A 17,591-nucleotide genomic window follows, 5' to 3' on the forward strand; every position below is an offset into this window, starting at 1 on the left:
CCCTCAGCCCGCGGCGCGCTGTTCCAGCACCTCGAAAGCGGGCAGCTTCTTGCCCTCCAGGAACTCCAGGAAGGCGCCACCGCCGGTGGAGATATAGCCCACGCGGTCAGCGATGCCATATTTGGCGATGGCCGCCAGCGTGTCGCCGCCACCGGCGATCGAGAAGGCCCTGGACTCGGCAATGGCATGCGCCAGCACCTGCGTGCCGTTGCTGAACTGGTCGAATTCGAACACGCCGACCGGGCCGTTCCACACGATGGTGCCGGCGGCCTTGAGCTGCTCGGCCAGCATCTGCGCGGTCTTGGGGCCAATGTCGAGGATCATGTCGTCGTCGGCCACTTCCTTCGCGTCCTTGACGGTAGCCGTGGCGGTGGCGCTGAATTCCTTGGCGCACACCACGTCCACGGGAATCGGCACCGAAGCGCCGCGCGCGGCCATCAGGTCGATGATGGTGCGGGCGTCGGCCACCAGGTCCGGCTCGGCCAGCGACTTGCCGATCTTGAGGCCGGCCGCCAGCATGAAGGTATTGGCGATGCCGCCGCCAACGATCAGGTTGTCGACCTTGCTGGCCAGCGTCTTGAGGATGGTCAGCTTGGTGGACACCTTGGAACCGGCCACGATCGCCACCAGCGGGCGCGCAGGCTGGCCCAGGGCCTTGCCCAGCGCATCGATCTCGGCAGCCAGCAGCGGGCCGGCGCAGGCGATGGGGGCGTACCTGGCGATACCGTGGGTGGTGGCCTCCGCGCGGTGCGCGGTGCCGAAGGCGTCGTTCACATAGACGTCGCACAGCCTGGCCATCTTCTGCGCCAGTTCGTCGCTGTTCTTCTTCTCGCCCTTGTTGATGCGGCAGTTTTCCAGCAGCACTACTTCACCGGGCTTGACCTGGCTGACTTCGCCGGTGCCGTCGACCCAGTTCTGCACGAGCTTGACGGGCTTGCCGAGCAGTTCGCCCAGGCGCGCGGCTACGGGGGCAAGCGAATCCTCGGGCTTGAACTCGCCCTCGGTGGGGCGGCCCAGGTGCGACGTCACCATGATGGCAGCGCCGGCCTTGAGGCAAGCCTCGATGGCGGGCACCGAGGCGCGGATACGGGTGTCTTCGGTGATATTGCCGGCGTCATCCTGCGGCACGTTCAGGTCGGCGCGGATAAAAACACGCTTGCCGGCAATTTTGCCTTCGGAGATGAGATCGGAAAGACGCAGGACAGAGGTCATGGCGGTGGCTGGGGAGCGAAAATCGGGGAAAATCGGCATTTTACCTGATCGCAAGAGCCATTTTGCGCGATTGGAACCACGATGCACCCTGCCGTGAGTGCTGCAATCGCCGCATGCGGCGAACGACGTGCCGCGTCCTTGCAACGCACCCCCTGAAAGGAGGGTGCGACAATCGGCCTGCGTCTCGTACGCTCATGTCGAAGCGCGCGATGTATGCACAAAATATGCACGCAAAAACATAGCCGGAGGCCCGCTACAGACGGGACCCAAGGCACGGAGCCGGGCACGCCCGAATGAGCGGCGTCGGCGCCACACGGCTGATGCCGTTGTCGCGAAGGCAGGGGGGTAATCATGAACGAAGACATGCACGGGGCAATCCGTGGCTTGTACGAAGGGATTCTTGACGCGCAGGCGTGGCAGCAAAGCTTGTACACCATGAGCGGCATCGTTGGCAGCGCGCATGCATCGATGATCGTGCGCGACACGGATCGCGACCTGATGACGGTCAATGAAATGGTGCGCCCGGTACAGGAGTTGTTCAGCGCCTACGAAAAGGAGTTCCACGAAATCGACCCGGGCAAGCTGTTCGCCCACAACCTGAGCCCCGGCGAGTGGTACATCGACGTGCGCGATTTCGGCGAGGGCGCGATGCAGCGCAGCCCGTTCTACCGCGACTTCTTCCACCGCTTCGGCCTGTGCTCCTATGCGGCCTGCCTGGTGGAGCGAAAGCCGCACTACGAAGTGTATTTCTCCCTGCAGCGCGCCTTCTCGCAGGGCATGTTCACGGCAGCGGACGTCAGCGCGCTGGACTGGGCGCTGCCCCATATGCGCAGCGCCATAGCCATGCGCGATCGTACCGTCGAGCTGTCCACGCTGGCGCAGCTATCGGCGCAAATCCTGGAACGGCTGTCGTTTGGCGTGATCGCCTTCTCGCCCGAGCGCCGCGTCTTGCTGAGCAACAGCATCGGTGAGCGCTGGGTGCGGCGGCTCGACCCCGCCGGCAAGACCAGCGAGTGGCAGCTGTCGCGCTCGCTGCCGGACATGATAGCCGCGGCCTGCTCGCTCCAAAGCACGGTGCCGGCACAGGCCGCGATGGCACGCCATGCCGATGGCGGCAGCGCGCAGCTGATCGTGATGCCGCTGCCGCCGTCCCATATCTTCGCGCTGCCCTGGCAAAAGCCCAGTGCGCTGGTGGTGATCCATGAAGACGCGCATGCGCCGGTGCAACTCCCGCACCTGCTGCGCGAAATCTACGGCCTGACCCCGGCCGAGATCCGCCTGGCCACCCTGCTGGCCACCGGCATCGGCCTGCCCGAAGCCAGCGAGCGCCTGCGTGTGCGGCATGAGACCGCGCGCAGCCAGCTCAAGGCGGTATTCCTCAAGACCGGCGCCACCACGCAGGCCCGCCTGACACGGATGCTGACCCAGCTGAGTACCGCGCTCGGGCCCGGCACGGGAACCCCTGCTCCGGAATCCGCGCCCGACGCTCAACCGAGCAATCGAAGCGCTGTATAGACCGCCATGCCTGCCGCGATCATGCCAACCATGCGCCGCGTCAGCAGGTAGAACACCAGGGCGACCGCCCCGGCCACCAGCTTGTAGTTGCCCGGCGCAATGGTGAAATGCCCCTGCCACGTCATCAGGTCGGGCAGGATGATGGCCGCCAGCGCCGCCGCCGGCGCGTAGCGCAGCGCGCGCTGGATGCGGTCGGGCACCGTCACGCGCTCGCCCGCCATCAGGAACAGCGCGCGGGTGACGATGGTCACCACCGCCATGCCCACCAGCGCGACCCAGATCTCGAGATGGCTCATGAACGGTCCTCGGCCGACTGGGGAGGCACCTGCGCCGCCGCATGCTCCAGCTTGCGGCGGCGGATACCGCGCAAGGTCGCCCGGGCCGCCAGTTCGTCGCTGGCCATGCCGGCCGCGATCGCGCCCACCACTGCCGCCACCAGGCCCAGCCGGTAAGGCAAGTGAAAGCACAGCAGCGCCAGGGTCGAAGCCACCGCCACCGCCAGCATCGTGGAACGCGAGTTGATGGTGGAGACCATGACCGGGATCAGCGCGAGGGTACCGGCCAGCCCAAGGCCCCAGCTATCCGGGAACGCGCTGGCCAGCACGATGCCGATGATGGACGAGACCTGCCACATGGCGAAGTTGGTCAGCGCCATGCCCCAGAAGTAGCCCTCCTTGCCCGGCTCGTGGCCCGGCGTGGCATAGCGCTGCATGAAGTAGACGAAATGCAGGTCGCCGTTGAAGGACCCCAGCAGGGTGCGGCGCCACAGCGGCAGGTAACTGAAATGCGGCTGCAGTCCCGCACTGAAGATGACAAATCGCAGGTTGACGATGGCGGCGGTCAGCCAGACCGTCCACAACGGCAAACCCGCCGCGAACAGCGGCAGCACCGACAACTGGGCCGAGCCCGCGTAGACCAGCAGCGACATGCCGATCGCCTCGGGCACGTTCATCACCGATTTGCTCATGGCCACGCCGGTCACCAGCCCCCAGGAGAACACCGCGGGCAGGGACGGGGCGAAATAGCGCGCGCCCTCGATAAAGCCGGCCCGCTCGGCCGGGGCAATACGATGCCAGGGACGCAGCAGGGCCTGGGGCGGTCGGAATGTCATGTTCTAAGGTCTTGGGGGGAAGCGGCGCCGGCTCCGCCACAGTGGAAAGCCTGGGGCACGTGAGTTGCCCGACGGGCGGGGCCCGCGGGCAAGGCCCCATTATAGGGCCAGCCCCGGCCACTCGTAAGCAACCGCTTAACAGATTCGCCGTTGCCCTTGGCTGGGCTGCCTGCAAATAAAAAGCCCCCGCATGCGGGGGCCCTGCAGGTGGGGACGGCCGTGCGGGATTCAGTCGATCGAGGCGCCCACGCTCTTCACCACGCCGGCCCACTTCTGGCGATCCGCCTTCACGGTGGCCCGGAACTGTTCGACCGTCTCGATCCGCGGCGAATTGCCGGCATCGATCAGTTTCTGCCGGATCGCCGGCGTTTCCAGCGCGACCTGGACCGCGTCATTGATCTTCTTGCTGATCCTGGCGTCCAGTCCCTTGGGTCCGAAGAAACCAAACCAGATGGTGCTGTTAAACCCGGCCAGGCCACTCTCGGCAATCGTCGGCACCTCCGGGATCACCGCCACTCGGTTCCTGGTGGTCACGCCCAGCAGCCGGACCTTCCCCGCCCTGTATTGCGGCAACACGCTCTGCACCTGATTAAAAATGCAGCAAACCTCGCCCTTTAGCACGGCCTGCAACGCATCCGGGCCGCCCTTGTACGGCACGTGGACCATGTCCAGGCCGGCGCGCGCGTTGAACTCGGCGAAGGCCAGGTGGGTGCCGGTACCGTTGCCGGTGGACGCGTAGTTGTACTTGCCCGGATTGGCCTTGACCTTCTCGATGAATTCCTTCACCGACTTCACGTCGATCACGGACGGGTTGACCGTCAGCACATTGGACACTTCCACCAACGGTGCCACGGGCGTGAAATCGGCCTCGGCGTCGAACGGCAGGCTCTTGTACAGGGCCGGGTTGATGCCGTGGGTGGCGGCGGTGCCGAGCAGCAGGGTGTATCCGTCTGGCTTGGCGTGCGCGACCACTTCGGAGGCCACGTTGCCGCCCGCGCCGGGGCGGTAGTCATAAATGATGGTGGTCTTGAGCGACTTCTGCAGCGATTCCTGCAGGGTGCGGCCGACCATGTCCACGCCCGAACCGGCGGTAAAGCCCATCAGGATGGTAATCGGCTGGGCGGGCCATGCCGGGTCCTGGGCACGGGCCGGCGCGGCCAGCGTGCAAAGCGCGGCCAGGGCGCCCAGACCGGCTGCCAGGCGAGAAACCGGGCGGGAAACAAGGGAAATGCGGCGGGATGCAATGCGGAGCATGGGGGTACCGTCGGAAAAATGAATGCGGGTCGGGGCTGCCGGCCGGGGTCTGGCGCCCCGGGCCAAAACAGCAAGATACCAACGATCCGCCGCATTACCAACGATGGAGTTCGCTTGAAGGTATGCCATGTTGGTATAAGCAGACATGGAGCGGAATCGCGATGGGCAACGACGCCCCTAGTTGCGCAGCAGACCCACCAGTTCGTCGATGTCTGGCAGCGCGGCCGCCGTGCCGGTCAAGCCGTCCCCGCCCTCCCCGATCTCCAGGATGCCGTCGGCCAGCGCCCGCTTGCCGTGGTGCAGCGCAAGGATGCGCTCCTCGATGGTGCCCGCGCTGATCAGCCGGTACACCGTCACCGGCCGCTGCTGCCCGATGCGGTGGGCGCGGCCCATGGCCTGGTCCTCGGCGGCCGGGTTCCACCACGGGTCGGCGATGATCACGTAGTCCGCCGCGGTCAGGTTGAGGCCGAAACCACCGGCCTTCAGGCTGATCAGGAAGACATCGCCCTGCCCCGCCTGGAAAGCCGCCACGCGCCGGGTGCGCTCGGCTGCCGGCGTGGCGCCGTCCAGGTACTGCCACGCCAGCCCGGCCTCGTCCAGTCCCCGGCGCAGCAACTGCAGGAAGTCGACAAACTGGCTGAACACCAGCGTCTTGTGGCCGTTGGCGGCCAGTTCGCCGGCCAGTTGCACGAACGCGCGCACCTTGGCGCCCTCCTGCCCCAGATCCAGCTCGGGCGTGACCAGGCGCGCGTCGCAGGCGGCACGGCGCAGCCGCATCAGTTGCGCCAGCACATGGATGCGTGCCTCGGCGCCGGGCTGGCCGGAGGCGGTCCGGCGCGCCTTCGGGCCGCTGACCGCTGCCTCGGCTTCGGCCAGCGCCTGGCGGCGCAGCGCTTCATAGTGAGCCGCCTCGACCGGCTCCGGCTCGATGCGCAAGACCAGTTCGGTGCGTGGCGGCAGTTCGTCCAGCACCTGGGCCTTGGTCCGGCGCAGCACGAACGGCGCGATCATGCGGCGCAGCCGCTGGGCCGCCTCGCGCACGCCGTTGCGCTCGATCGGCACGGCGAAGTATTCGTTGAAGCGGACCAGCGAGCCAAGCAGGCCCGGGTTGCAGAAGCGCATGATCGACCACAACTCGGCCAGGCGGTTTTCCACCGGCGTGCCCGACAGCGCCATGCGGAAGCCGGAGCACAGCTCGAACATCGCCTGCGAGCGCTTGGTGGCGGCGTTCTTGAAGGCCTGCGCCTCGTCGGCCACCACCGTGTGCCATTCCCGCTTGCAGAACGCTTCCCGGGCCTGGAGCAACAAGGTGTACGAGACGATCACCATGTCATGCGGGCCGGCGTGTTCCAGCAAGGCCGCGCGCTCGCCCTCGGCATAGATGTGCACGCGCAGCGTCGGCGCGAAGCGCCGCGCCTCCTCGGCCCAGTTGCCGCAGACCGAGGTCGGCGCGATGACCAGCGCGGCGCCGCCGTCCGCCCGCGCCAGCATCACCGCCAGCGCCTGCAGGGTCTTGCCCAGTCCCATGTCGTCGGCCAGGCAGGCGCCGAAACCGGCTTCGGCCAGCGACATGGCCCAGCGGAAGCCGTCCTCCTGGTAAGGCCGCAACTCGGCGGCAAGGTTGGCAGGCAGCCGGGCATCGCCGTCGCGCGCCCGGCGCAGGCGCGCCACGCGCTGGCGGAAATGCGCGTCGGGATCGATGCCCGCGCCGGCCAGCACATCGTCCAGCCAGGGCGCCGCCATCAGCGGCACCTTGATGCCGCCGGGCACGCTGTGCGCCACGCTCGCGAGGTCGCGCAGCCGCGCGCGCAGGCTGCGCGTGAGCGCCACGTAGACGCCCTGGCCCATCGGCATGAAGCGCCCCGCATGGCTGCCGGCCCACGCCAGCAACTGGCCGAGCTGCAGCACCAGCCCCTCGGCCACGCTCAACTCGCCGACCAGCTTGAACCATTCGCTCTCGGTTTCGATATGCACCGCCAGTTGCGGGATGTCGGCGCCCACCACCCGTATTTCCTTGCCCCTGGGCCACTCCACCGCCAGCACGCCAGGCAGCCCGGGCAGCTGCTCGACCACCGACAGCGCTTCCTCCGGGTCGGCCAGGGTCCAGTCGTATTCGCCGCTCTCGGGCGAGCGCGGCACCAGGAAAGGCAGCGCGTCAAAGACTTCGGCCACGTGGGTCAGCTCGGACTTGAGATCGCGCACCGTGGCGAGGCTCTCCCCCTTGACCGCCGCCATCAGCCGTTCGCGCCCGCTGCCCGGCGCCAGCCGTKGCCCGAGCGGACCGAGCGGCGTCACCACCAGGCGCAGGGCCAGGCCCTCGCCCAGCGGCGACAGCTCGGCCCGCAGACGGCTCTCGGTCTCGAGTTCGCGGGCGCTGCCGTCGTGGTCAGAGTGCACCTGGAAATGGCCGGACAGCGCGCGCAGCGTGGCGTCGAGCTGGGCATGCGCTTCGGCTGGCACCGCCAGCCCGTCGGCGATCAGTTGCGCCGCGCCTTGCTGCGCGGGCGTCAGCCGGATCACGCGCAGGCGCTGCGAGCCTTCGCGCAGCACGGTGATCTGGCGCAAGGCCTCGGCATCCGCGCGGCTGCCGGCGGGCAGGAAGCTGTCCAGCGCCGGCGCCTCCCGCACCGGCGGCGAGACCCGCAGCGTATAGCGCCCGCCCTGGCGCACGACTTCCAGCGTGGGCGCCCCTTCCACCACTTCCAGCGTCTGCTCGGGCGCTTGCGCCAGCACGACGCCAGGATGCCCGACCAGGGCGAGCATGGCCGCGGCGCGATCGAGTACGTAGCGCCGGTGATAGGACTGGTCACGGCGGACCGCGCGGGCTACGCGGGCATCCCAGGGCTCCAGGCGGTCGTCCTCGGCGAGCCGGGCCAGCGGCAGCGGCCGCGGCTTGTTCCAGCCGCGCGGACCGCGCAGCTGCTCCAGCGGCTCGATGGTGCCGAGCGCGCCGTCGGCGTCCAGGCTGAGCGCCCACAAGATGCGGCTGGCACTGGCGCCGTCGGGCGCGCGCGCCTCGCCCGCAAGGGCCTGCAGCGCTTCGAGCGCCAGCCGCCAGCTCTCCTGGCGCTGGCCGGCGAAGAAGACGTCCGGCACCGGCTCGCCGGCCTCCAGCATCCGGGCCGCATTGAGTTGCTGCCCGAACCAGCGCAGGCCACAGGCTTGCAGACGGACATGCAGGCCGTCGATGGCTTCGGCGCGGGCCGCCGCTGGCTGGCGGCGTCCGCTGGCTTGCGCCACATCGCCCAGCCAGGCGCGCAGCATCACGCGCCAGAATTGCGCGAGCGGCGGCACTTCGGGACGCAACTCAAATGCGGCTTCGTCCAGGCGAGCGTCGCCGCGATGCACCGCGAGCGCATGACACCACAGCCCCCAGCGCCCGGTAGGCGCAGGGGTGCGCGAGCCGGCTTCCGCCTGGCAGAACTTGCGTGCCTGATCGAGGTGCGCGGGCGTGCGCTGGGCGAGCAAGGACAGCGGGTAGTATGGCGCCAGCGCGGGCGACAGCAAGCCGGTGCGCTGGCCGCGCTCGGTTCGCAGGCTCTTGAGCGCGGCTTCGAAACCGGCCTGGGCCCCCGCCCAGTCGCCATCCCCGGCATGCGTAAAGGCATGCAGCGCCAGCGCCTGGCCGCTGCCGGGCACCGTGGCCAGCACCGCCAGCGCACGCTGGCGCTCGCCGCCATACAGCAAGCCCTCGGCCAGCACCCCGCGTAACCGCCCCGGCACCGTGGCGAATTCGCCGTCGCCGCGTGCCTGCGCATCGGCCAGGTAGTCCAGATAGGGCCGCAGGGCCGGGTCCCAGTCCGCATACAGCGCATCCAGCACCGCGTGCAGCATGCGCCAGCGCCACGGCGATACCACCCGCGCCAGCGCCGCCGGCCCGCCGCTGCCCAGCGCCGCGGATACCAGCAGCCGGGGCAGGCCGGAACCCGTCTCCCATGGCGCCAGCAATTCGTCGATCTCCGCCTCCGGCGCCCCGGCGAACAGCATCCCGCGCAGCCGTTCGGCGCGCACACCGGCAAGCGGATCGGAATCAGAGGCGGCGGGTCGTGATGATGGCGAAAGGGGCACGGGTGGCGGTGGCGGCATACACAATGTGACGATTTTAGACCCCCGCGAGCCCGCGCCCGCGTTGGCACAAGGGGTCCCGGGGTTTACAATGCCTCCTTTGCATTGCTGACGGCCTCACGGAGAAGAACCATGTCGATGGCGGATCGCGACGGAAAAATCTGGATGGACGGCAAGCTGATCGAGTGGCGCGACGCCAAGATCCACGTGCTGACCCATACCCTGCACTACGGCATGGGCGTGTTCGAGGGCGTACGCGCCTACAAGACGCCGGCCGGGACCGCGATCTTCCGCCTCAAGGAGCACACTCGCCGCCTGTTCAACTCGGCCAAGATCTTCCAGATGCAGATGCCGTTCGACGAGGCCACGCTGGCGGCGGCGCAACGCGAGGTGGTGAAAGCCAACCAGCTCGAATCCTGCTACATCCGCCCGCTGGTCTGGATCGGCTCTGAAAAGCTCGGCGTCTCGGCCAGGGGCAACACCATCCACGTGGCGATCGCCGCATGGCCCTGGGGCGCCTACCTGGGCGAAGAAGGCATGGAGCGCGGCATCCGCGTCAAGACCTCCTCCTTCACCCGCCATCACGTCAATGTCTCGCTGGTGCGGGCCAAGGCCAGCGGCTATTACATCAACTCGATCCTGGCCAACCAGGAAGCCACCAGCCTCGGCTACGACGAGGCCCTGCTGCTGGATACCGAAGGCTATGTGAGCGAAGGCTCGGGCGAGAACGTGTTCGTGGTGCGCAACGGCGTGATCTATACGCCTGACCTGGCCTCGTGCCTGGACGGCATCACCCGCGACGCGATCCTCACCATCGCCCACGATCTCGGCATCGAGGTGCGCGAGAAGCGCATCACGCGCGACGAAGTGTACTGCTCGGACGAAGCGTTCTTCACCGGCACCGCCGCCGAAGTCACGCCGATCCGCGAACTCGACGACCGCGTCATCGGCGAAGGCCGGCGCGGCCCGGTGACCAAGCGCATCCAGGATGCCTTCTTCGCCGCCGTCGGTGGCACCAGCGAACAATACAAGCACTGGCTGACCCTGGTCTGAACACCGGCCAGCCACTTACCTAGTCCTGACAAAAGACCAAGTCCATCCCCGCAACACCATGACGCAAACCGCATCCGTAATCGAAATCGGCGCAGAAGATCTTCCCCTGCACTGCCCCACCGGCAATACGCCCGCCTGGAATTACCATCCGCGCGTCTTCCTCGACGTGACCGACACCGGCGAGGTGAAATGCCCATACTGCGGTACCGTCTACAAGCTCAAGCCAGGCACCGTCATCAAGGGTCACCACTGACACGGCTCGCGTTTCACCGCACCACCCCGATGCTCCGGCCCGCCAAGCGGCGCGCCGGAGCGTTGGCGTGCGTGGCGCGCGCAGACCGCGCCACGCCCATTCTTCCGGCAGCGCCCCATTCATGAAAAAAGCCCTCGTCATCGCCCCCAACTGGATCGGCGACGCCCTGATGGCGCAGCCGCTCTTCGCGCTGATGAAAGCGCGCCATCCGCGCCTGCAGATCGACGCACTCGCCCCCAAATGGGTGGCGCCGGTGCTGGCACGCATGCCCGAGATCCACCAGGTATTCCCCAGCGAACTGGCGCACGGCAAGCTGCAACTCTCCGCACGGCTGATGTTCGCCCAGCAGCTCAAGAACGAAGGCTACGACGCGGCCTACGTGCTGCCCAATTCGCTCAAGTCGGCCCTGATTCCCTGGCTGGCCGGCATCCCGCTGCGCGTGGGCTATCGCGGCGAAGCGCGCTTCGGCCTGCTCAATATCCGCCACGGCAACCCGCCGCGCGACCACCGCCCGCCCATGGTCGAGCACTACGCGCGGCTGGCGCTCAAGCCAGGCGCGCGCCTGCCCGAAGACCTGCCCGAGCCGCGCCTGCGCATCGACCCGGTGCGCATGGCCAAGACCGCGGAGCGCTTCGGCATTGCGCCGCAGACCCGCCTGATCGCCTTCTGCCCGGGTGCGGAATTCGGCCCGGCCAAGCGCTGGCCGGCGGCGCACTTCGCGGAACTGGCGCAGATGCTCAAGCGCTCGTTCCCGTATGCGCAGATCATCACGCTTGGCTCGCCCAAGGATGCCGCGATCGCCGACGAGATCGTCAAAGGCGCGCCGTTCGTGCGCAATCTCTGCGGCCAGACCTCGCTCGACGACGCCGTCGACCTGCTGGCGATGGCCGAAGGCGCCGTATGCAACGACTCCGGCCTGATGCACGTCACCGCGGCGCTGAACCGGCCGCAGGTGGCGGTGTTCGGCTCCAGTGACCCACGCCACACTCCCCCGCTGTCGCAGGCTGCGAGTATCATGTGGCTGCAGCTCGAATGCAGTCCGTGCTTCAAGCGTGAGTGCCCCCTCGGACACTTGCGGTGCCTGAAGGACATCGAGCCCGAAATGGTGTTTGTGGAGCTGCGCAAGCTCCTGCACCGGGCCTGAAGCGCTGACCCGCCGTTCGTAATCATCCGGCCAACGAATCCCTGAGCCCAGTCCACCATGCCTCGTTTTGCCCGCCTGTTCGATTCCGCCGAAGACATCGTAGAAGCCTTTCGCGAGGCCATGAAGCTGCGCGATGCGGACGGCGCCCTGCGCCTGTGGCTGGATGAGGATTCGGTAACGTGCGTGATGCCCGACGGCCAGCGCCTGATCGGCCACGAGCACCTGCGCCAGGCCTTCGCGCAGTTGCTGGCCTTGCAGCCGGTGCTGATCGACGTGATCGAGACCAGCAGCCACACCTCGATGGGGGTCGCCATCTTCGACGTGACCGAAGCCCTGCGCTTCGGCGACGACCGCATCGAAGCCGACCTCTACGTGCACACCACCTATGTGCTGATGCAGAACCACGAGGGCTGGCGACTGGCGCATATCCATTGCAGCCCGGCCAACGCCAGCCAGGTCGCCACCGTCAGCACGGCGCCGGGCCAGGCGCTTCACTAGCGGGATCCGGCGCGGCGCCACGGCCCGGCAGCCCGCCAGCTCCAAGCATCCAGGCATGAGCCAGCTTCCGCCATCGCACCACAGCCCCCCAGGGGCGGTGTCACCCGTTCCGGGCGCCTCCTCGTTCGGCGGCGGCCGCCGCATGCCGTGGTGGCTCTCCGGCGGCCACGCCCAGACCATCATCCCGGCGCGCTTCACGCAGCGCCCTGCGCGCGTGGCCTTCAAGCGCGAGCGCTGGACCGCGCCCGACGACGACTTCGTCGACCTCGACTGGACCACGCACCCGGTGGCGCCCGATACCCCGCTGCTGGTGATGTTCCACGGCCTGGAAGGCGACTCTGGCAGCCACTACGCGCAGGCCATGATGCATGCGCTGGCCGCGCGCGGATGGCAGGGCGTGGTCCCGCACTTTCGCGGCTGCTCGGGAGAGCTGAACCTGGCGCCGCGTTTCTATCACTCCGGCGACTCGGAGGAGGTCCACTGGATCCTGGAACGGCTGCACAGGCAGTATTGCGCGCATGGGCGCAAGCTGCTGGTGGTCGGCATCTCGCTGGGCGGCAATGCCCTGCTGCGCCTGCTCGGCGAACAGGGCAGCGGCGCGGCCTTCATCGGCGCCGCGGCGTCGGTGTCGGCGCCGCTGGACCTGGCCGGCGGTGGCGCGGCGCTGTCGCAGGGCTTCAACATGCTGTACACGCGCATGTTCCTGCAAACCCTCAAGCGCAAGTCCCTGGCCAAGCTAAAGCAGTATCCCGGCCTGTTCGACCGGGAAGCCATGCTCGCCAGCCGCGACCTGTACGCCTTCGACAATATCGTCACGGCGCCGCTGCATGGCTTTCGCGACACCGACGATTACTGGGCGCGCGCCTCCAGCAAGCCCGTGCTCGACCGCATCGCCGTGCCCACGCTGGTGCTCAACGCGCGCAACGACCCCTTCCTGCCGGCGCGCCACCTGCCGGGCCCGGCCGACGTCAGCCCGCAGGTCTGGCTGGAGCAGCCAGAGCACGGTGGTCACGTCGGTTTCATGACGCCGCGCGAAGATAAGCTGCGCGTGTTGCCGGTACTGCCCTATGCGGGGCATATCGAGTGGCTGCCGGCGCGCATCCTGCGGTTTTTCGACGCCGTGGCTTAGCGCGCCGGCGCAGCCCCGCACACCCGTTGCGAACGGATGGCAAACCCGGGCGGCCACCTGAATGAATGCGAGCGGGATGCCCTTCATGGACGGCATGAACGGCCCCGCAAGGAGACAGCGACGATGGATGACACAGTCAAGCAAGCAATGGCCCGCTGGCCCAACGTCCCCAACTGCTACGGCTGGCTGGCGCTGGACCGGCGCGGGCAATGGCGCATGCGCAACGAGTACGCCCAGCAGCACGGCCTGTCCGGCGACCCGATCCGGCACGAAGCGCTGATCGCGTTTATCGAGCGCAACTACCAGCACGACGAGCGCGGTGCCTGGTACTTCCAGAACGGCCCGCAGCGCGTGTTCGTGTCGCTGGCCTACGCGCCGTGGATCGCGCGGCTGCATCAGGGCCAGCTGCGGACCACATCGCAGCACGCCTTCGCGCTGCGCGCCTGCCATGCGGACGAGCATGGCAATGTGCTGCTGGTCGGCGAGGTGGAAGGAGAGAGCGGGAATGCGGGCAAGCCGCAGGTCGCGCTGCTGCACGACCATGACCTCGATGCCTTCAGCAGCGCCTGCACCTGGCACGGCGAGGCGTGCGGCGGCAATCTCGGCGTGTTTCATTTCAACGGTACCGACGTGGCGATCGAACCGATTGTCGAAGACGAGGTGCCGACGCGCTACGGCTTCGTGCGCCAGCCGCTGCCGCCCGCGGGCGAGCAGGCCGCCTGAGCGGCGGCGGCGGGAACAGCGGTAGCGGGCGTGGCCGTCAGTTAGGCATGCCCTTGCTGTCCTGCTTCTCTTCGCGGAACTGGCGCTCCAGCTGGTGCAGGCGCGCATCGACCTCCGACAGCGTGTAGAAATCGCCATCGCCCGCCTTGCGCGCGATCTGCAACTGCTCGATGGCGGCCTGGTAGGCGCCATCGACCGCATACTTCTCCGCCAGCGCCTGGTGCTGCTGTACACGCCGGCCCTGCGCGGCATAGGCCCGCGCCAGCATGTCCCACCACTCGGAACGCGCGACCTCTTCGCGCGTGCGTTCGCGCAGGAAGGTCACCGCCTGGTCCGTCCGGCCGGCACCGAGCAAGGTCGCCGCGTAGCTCAGCGCCACCGCGTGCGACAGCGGAAACGCCTTCATCGATACCATGGCCTGATTCAGCGCATCCTGCTGCCGGCCCTGCGCGCGCGCCAGCTCGATCGCCATCACATCGAGCATGGCGCTGCCGGAAGTGGCGCCGGGAATATTGCCGTACAGCCGGCGGGCTTCGGCCAGGGACTGCTCCGCGGCAGCGTTGCGGCCCAGCCGCTGCTCGGCGAAAGCCATCCCGTAATACAGCGCCGGCAAGCGCACCGGTGAAGCTGCCGCCAGTTGCGTCTGCAGCGCGGCACGCACGTTCTGCAGGTCGCTAGGCGTGGTTTCCTGGATGATGCGCGCACGCATGCGAGCGAACTCGTATTCCGGGGTATTTGGCACCTTGCGCACCGCCACATGGCTTACGCGGTCCTGCATGTCGGCGATCCGCTCCGAGGTGAGCGGGTGGGTGCGCACGTAGGCCGGCACCGAATTCTCCGAGATGCCCATCACCCGCTGCAGCCGCTTGAAGAAGTCAGGCATGCCCTGCGGATCGAAGCCGGCGGCGGTCATGATCTGGAACCCGACCCGGTCGGCCTCCCGTTCCGCCCCGCGCGAGAACGACAACTGGTTGGAGATGGCGGCCGCCTGCCCGCCCATGGCCAGCGCCGCGGCCGCATCGCCGCTCTTGGTGGCCGCCAGTCCCGCGAGCACCATCGATGCCAGCGCGATCCACATCGACTGGTCCTGCGTGGTGATGCCGCGCGCGATATGCCGCTGCATCACGTGGCCGATTTCGTGGCCGAGCACCGAAGCCAGCTCGGACTCGGTATCCGACTGCACCAGCAGGCCGGTGTGCACGCCGATGTACCCGCCCGGCAGCGCAAAGGCATTGATGGTACGGTCGCGCACCGCGAACAGCTCGAAGCCGGTCGCAAAGGTGCCGGCACCGTTGGAGCCGGAGATGTTCTGCCGGCGCGCCGCCTGCACCAGGCGATAACCAAGCATGTTCAGGTAATCGGCCAGCAGCGGATCCGACACATAGTCCGGATCGCGCCGGATATCGCGCATGATGCGATCGCCCAGGCGCTTTTCCATATCGGGCGTCAGCGACGCCGTGGACGGGTCTCCCAGGTCGGGCAACTGCGCGCCGTTGGTCTCTACCACCGTGTTGTTGCTGCGCAGCCCGAATTCGGACTTCTGCCCCGCCTTGACGCTGCGGTTCAGGTTGTCGTAGACCTGGTCGCTGCCACCGCCATCCGTCCCCGTGGTGGCGGCTGCGGCGGTGCGCGCGGGATCGTTCAGCAACACGCGCTGCTGGGGCCAGGCGGGTAACGCCATCGTCAGCGCCAACAGTGCCGCCAGCGAACGGCGCGCAAAGCGCCCCGGTTTCGCGGACGCGCGCAGGGGTACGGCCGCGGGAACGGCATCGGCATGGCGCACGGGGCCCATGCGAGATTTGAGGCGCGCCTGTCGGGCGGGCGAGGAGAGCGCTCCGGCGAGCGTTTGGTTCTTGCGCATATTGCTATGATAGCGGCCTCCGGAGGCCATTCCCACCGGGCATCGCCCGGTCTTGCCACGCCCTGCCCCGGCTAGCGCGGCAAATGCGGCGGACGCCTCCGCCACGCTTTCCTCTCGACTCCGCAGGTCCATGCCATGAGCCAGCTCACCCATTTCGATTCAGCCGGACAAGCCCATATGGTAGACGTCGGCGCCAAGGCCCATAGCCACCGCGTGGCCGTGGCCACCGGCACCATCACCATGCTGCCCGCCACATTCGCGCTCGTGCGGGACGGCACCGCCAAGAAAGGCGATGTGCTCGGCATTGCCCGCGTGGCCGCCATCATGGCCACCAAGCGCACCTCCGACCTGATCCCGCTATGCCACCCGATCTCGCTCACCAAGGTAGCGGTGGACTATGCGCTGGACGAAGCCAGCGGCACCATCCGCTGCACCGTGCGCACCGAGACGCACGGCCAGACCGGCGTGGAGATGGAAGCGCTGACCGGCGTGCAGGTGGCCCTGCTGACCATCTATGACATGTGCAAGGCGGTGGACCGGGGGATGGTGATGGGGGATGTGAAGTTGCTGGAGAAGCATGGGGGGAAGTCGGGGGACTGGGTGGCCGGCGACAGTTAAGCGATTGTTTTATAAGCCTTAGCCTGACGCACGTCATCACCCGCCCTGCTGACCAATTGCCTCATTGCCTTGACGGCAACGGATGCCATGGAGTGACGCAGAATCGATTTTGACCAAATTTTCTCCAAATGGTCACGGGAGATGGAATCGATGCGGCATTGGGAACAAGCGGCAGGCACGGGTTTCGCGCAACGGATTTCCACCGGAAGCAACGACTTCGATCGCGCCCAATTCGTTGAAATTCCCGCTGTCCCCAAGTAATGGTCTCCATAAGTGCTATTTGCCATCGTGCTGGTAAGCAAATCACGGCAACCTATACTCCAGACGGATGAATGGGCAATCGATCCTGTCCCGGGGATGTTGCCGCCCCGTTGCATCGGCAATCCTGTTCGGAGATGACATGATGCCGAATGTAAAGCGGACGAATTTCATTTTACGCTGGGTTGTCCTGGCGGCACATGGAATTGCATTCTCGATTTTTCTCCCCACCGTGGGTCACGCACAATCGGTGGACAACGTCAGATACGCCATGGTGCTGTTGAAGATGAAAGTGCTCAATTTGGGCGCACCGGCGATCAAAGGAGAAGAAGCCGTTGCCGGAAAACCCGCACCGGCCTTGTATTTTGGCGCTAACAAGATGAACAATAACTTTGCCGTGGTTGACGATGTGAAAAACACGGTGGGCGGTACCGCAACGCTATTCGTGAAGAGCGGTGAGGAATTCATCCGTGTGGCAACGAATGTGCAGAAAGACGATGGGTCGCGCGCCATTGGCACCGTACTCGATCCCAACGGCAAGGCTATCGCGGCAATTCGCGGCGGTGGCGCGTACTATGGCGATGCCGACATTCTCGGAAAGTCCTATATCACAGGCTATGAACCGATACAGGATCCCCTTGGCAGAGTCATCGGCATCTACTACGTAGGTTATCTCAAGGCGCAGTGAGTCTGCGTAGGCTCTACTTTATACCCCGCGTCGCCACCCCGGCGACGCGGGGCCCCGAAAGCCCGCTCACAGTAGGCGACACTACCGGCAATGGTCTGAACACTACTCCGAAAAAGCGCTATCCACGATAGCTTTCGGCCAAATTCCCAGGCATTCCGAATAGCACACTAAGCCTTGCTTCTACTTAAGGCACTTCCACCACACTTTCC

The 17,591-nt window shown here is 67.2% G+C and carries 15 protein-coding genes; 9 read left to right on the plus strand and 6 right to left on the minus strand.

Translation table 11 applies throughout. The annotated features are described in order from the left end of the window. Positions 1-3: 3 nt before the first annotated feature. Positions 4-1,212: a phosphoglycerate kinase gene (locus AC1DN0_RS19280; protein WP_441629322.1), complete on the minus strand. Its 1,209-nt coding sequence runs from the start codon at positions 1,210-1,212 to the stop codon at positions 4-6. A gap of 351 nt (positions 1,213-1,563) precedes the next feature. Here AC1DN0_RS19280 and AC1DN0_RS19285 point away from each other — a divergent pair, with 351 nt between their 5' ends. Continuing rightward, the gene (locus AC1DN0_RS19285; RefSeq protein WP_441629320.1) at positions 1,564-2,727 is read left to right on the plus strand and encodes a helix-turn-helix transcriptional regulator; all 1,164 of its coding nucleotides are present in this window, start codon (positions 1,564-1,566) and stop codon (positions 2,725-2,727) included. Here AC1DN0_RS19285 and AC1DN0_RS19290 read toward each other — a convergent pair. The 4 genes from AC1DN0_RS19290 to AC1DN0_RS19305 all read right to left on the minus strand — a co-directional run bounded on the left by AC1DN0_RS19290 (position 2,700) and on the right by AC1DN0_RS19305 (position 8,209). After that, positions 2,700-3,023, minus strand: a complete 324-nt coding sequence (locus tag AC1DN0_RS19290) for an AzlD domain-containing protein (protein WP_035869280.1) — start codon at positions 3,021-3,023, stop codon at positions 2,700-2,702. The two genes, AC1DN0_RS19285 and AC1DN0_RS19290, sit on opposite strands and share 28 nt — an antisense overlap. Then, positions 3,020-3,838, minus strand: coding sequence for an AzlC family ABC transporter permease (locus tag AC1DN0_RS19295; protein ID WP_441629317.1), 819 nt, complete (start codon positions 3,836-3,838; stop codon positions 3,020-3,022). The genes AC1DN0_RS19290 and AC1DN0_RS19295 overlap by 4 nt, the downstream gene beginning before the upstream one ends. A 228-nt stretch (positions 3,839-4,066) precedes the next feature. Next, on the minus strand, positions 4,067-5,092 hold the full coding sequence (locus AC1DN0_RS19300) for a Bug family tripartite tricarboxylate transporter substrate binding protein (protein ID WP_441629315.1): 1,026 nt from the start codon (positions 5,090-5,092) through the stop codon (positions 4,067-4,069). Positions 5,093-5,269: 177 nt separating this feature from the next. Beyond that, on the minus strand, positions 5,270-8,209 hold the full coding sequence (locus tag AC1DN0_RS19305; RefSeq protein WP_477145919.1) for a DEAD/DEAH box helicase: 2,940 nt from the start codon (positions 8,207-8,209) through the stop codon (positions 5,270-5,272). Positions 8,210-9,289: 1,080 nt separating this feature from the next. Here AC1DN0_RS19305 and AC1DN0_RS19310 point away from each other — a divergent pair. The 6 genes from AC1DN0_RS19310 (at position 9,290) to AC1DN0_RS19335 (ending at position 13,957) form a co-directional block, all read left to right on the plus strand. Then, on the plus strand, positions 9,290-10,210 hold the full coding sequence (locus AC1DN0_RS19310) for a branched-chain amino acid transaminase (RefSeq protein WP_441629313.1): 921 nt from the start codon (positions 9,290-9,292) through the stop codon (positions 10,208-10,210). 58 nt (positions 10,211-10,268) lie between these two features. Further along, positions 10,269-10,463, plus strand: a complete 195-nt coding sequence (locus tag AC1DN0_RS19315; protein ID WP_035869287.1) for a zinc-finger domain-containing protein — start codon at positions 10,269-10,271, stop codon at positions 10,461-10,463. A 121-nt stretch (positions 10,464-10,584) separates the two neighbouring features. Further along, positions 10,585-11,607 (plus strand): lipopolysaccharide heptosyltransferase II, encoded by a 1,023-nt coding sequence (gene waaF, locus AC1DN0_RS19320; RefSeq protein WP_441629311.1) that lies wholly within the window; start codon positions 10,585-10,587, stop codon positions 11,605-11,607. 57 nt (positions 11,608-11,664) lie between these two features. Then, positions 11,665-12,105, plus strand: a complete 441-nt coding sequence (locus AC1DN0_RS19325) for a YybH family protein (protein ID WP_035869293.1) — start codon at positions 11,665-11,667, stop codon at positions 12,103-12,105. 55 nt (positions 12,106-12,160) lie between these two features. Next, positions 12,161-13,234: a YheT family hydrolase gene (locus AC1DN0_RS19330; protein ID WP_441629309.1), complete on the plus strand. Its 1,074-nt coding sequence runs from the start codon at positions 12,161-12,163 to the stop codon at positions 13,232-13,234. Positions 13,235-13,357: 123 nt separating this feature from the next. Continuing rightward, the gene (locus tag AC1DN0_RS19335; protein ID WP_441629307.1) at positions 13,358-13,957 is read left to right on the plus strand and encodes a DUF2946 family protein; all 600 of its coding nucleotides are present in this window, start codon (positions 13,358-13,360) and stop codon (positions 13,955-13,957) included. A 37-nt stretch (positions 13,958-13,994) separates the two neighbouring features. Here the strand turns inward: AC1DN0_RS19335 and AC1DN0_RS19340 are convergent, their stop codons facing one another. After that, positions 13,995-15,749 (minus strand): M48 family metallopeptidase, encoded by a 1,755-nt coding sequence (locus tag AC1DN0_RS19340; protein WP_441629330.1) that lies wholly within the window; start codon positions 15,747-15,749, stop codon positions 13,995-13,997. 204 nt (positions 15,750-15,953) lie between these two features. Here AC1DN0_RS19340 and moaC point away from each other — a divergent pair, with 204 nt between their 5' ends. Both moaC and AC1DN0_RS19350 read left to right on the plus strand, forming a co-directional pair. After that, the gene (moaC, locus tag AC1DN0_RS19345) at positions 15,954-16,436 is read left to right on the plus strand and encodes a cyclic pyranopterin monophosphate synthase MoaC (protein ID WP_441629305.1); all 483 of its coding nucleotides are present in this window, start codon (positions 15,954-15,956) and stop codon (positions 16,434-16,436) included. A 400-nt stretch (positions 16,437-16,836) separates the two neighbouring features. Continuing rightward, positions 16,837-17,382: a Cache 3/Cache 2 fusion domain-containing protein gene (locus tag AC1DN0_RS19350; RefSeq protein WP_441629303.1), complete on the plus strand. Its 546-nt coding sequence runs from the start codon at positions 16,837-16,839 to the stop codon at positions 17,380-17,382. Positions 17,383-17,591: the final 209 nt, after the last annotated feature.

This window comes from Cupriavidus sp. 05N39, assembly GCF_056397325.1.

Coding starts and splice junctions, on each gene's coding strand:
- AC1DN0_RS19280 (WP_441629322.1), bottom strand. CDS start 1,212: ATGACCTCTGTCCTGCGTCTTTCCGATCTCATCTCCGAAGGCAAAATT.
- AC1DN0_RS19285 (WP_441629320.1), top strand. CDS start 1,564: ATGAACGAAGACATGCACGGGGCAATCCGTGGCTTGTACGAAGGGATT.
- AC1DN0_RS19290 (WP_035869280.1), bottom strand. CDS start 3,023: ATGAGCCATCTCGAGATCTGGGTCGCGCTGGTGGGCATGGCGGTGGTG.
- AC1DN0_RS19295 (WP_441629317.1), bottom strand. CDS start 3,838: ATGACATTCCGACCGCCCCAGGCCCTGCTGCGTCCCTGGCATCGTATT.
- AC1DN0_RS19300 (WP_441629315.1), bottom strand. CDS start 5,092: ATGCTCCGCATTGCATCCCGCCGCATTTCCCTTGTTTCCCGCCCGGTT.
- AC1DN0_RS19310 (WP_441629313.1), top strand. CDS start 9,290: ATGTCGATGGCGGATCGCGACGGAAAAATCTGGATGGACGGCAAGCTG.
- AC1DN0_RS19315 (WP_035869287.1), top strand. CDS start 10,269: ATGACGCAAACCGCATCCGTAATCGAAATCGGCGCAGAAGATCTTCCC.
- waaF (WP_441629311.1), top strand. CDS start 10,585: ATGAAAAAAGCCCTCGTCATCGCCCCCAACTGGATCGGCGACGCCCTG.
- AC1DN0_RS19325 (WP_035869293.1), top strand. CDS start 11,665: ATGCCTCGTTTTGCCCGCCTGTTCGATTCCGCCGAAGACATCGTAGAA.
- AC1DN0_RS19330 (WP_441629309.1), top strand. CDS start 12,161: ATGAGCCAGCTTCCGCCATCGCACCACAGCCCCCCAGGGGCGGTGTCA.
- AC1DN0_RS19335 (WP_441629307.1), top strand. CDS start 13,358: ATGGATGACACAGTCAAGCAAGCAATGGCCCGCTGGCCCAACGTCCCC.
- AC1DN0_RS19340 (WP_441629330.1), bottom strand. CDS start 15,749: ATGGGCCCCGTGCGCCATGCCGATGCCGTTCCCGCGGCCGTACCCCTG.
- moaC (WP_441629305.1), top strand. CDS start 15,954: ATGAGCCAGCTCACCCATTTCGATTCAGCCGGACAAGCCCATATGGTA.
- AC1DN0_RS19350 (WP_441629303.1), top strand. CDS start 16,837: ATGATGCCGAATGTAAAGCGGACGAATTTCATTTTACGCTGGGTTGTC.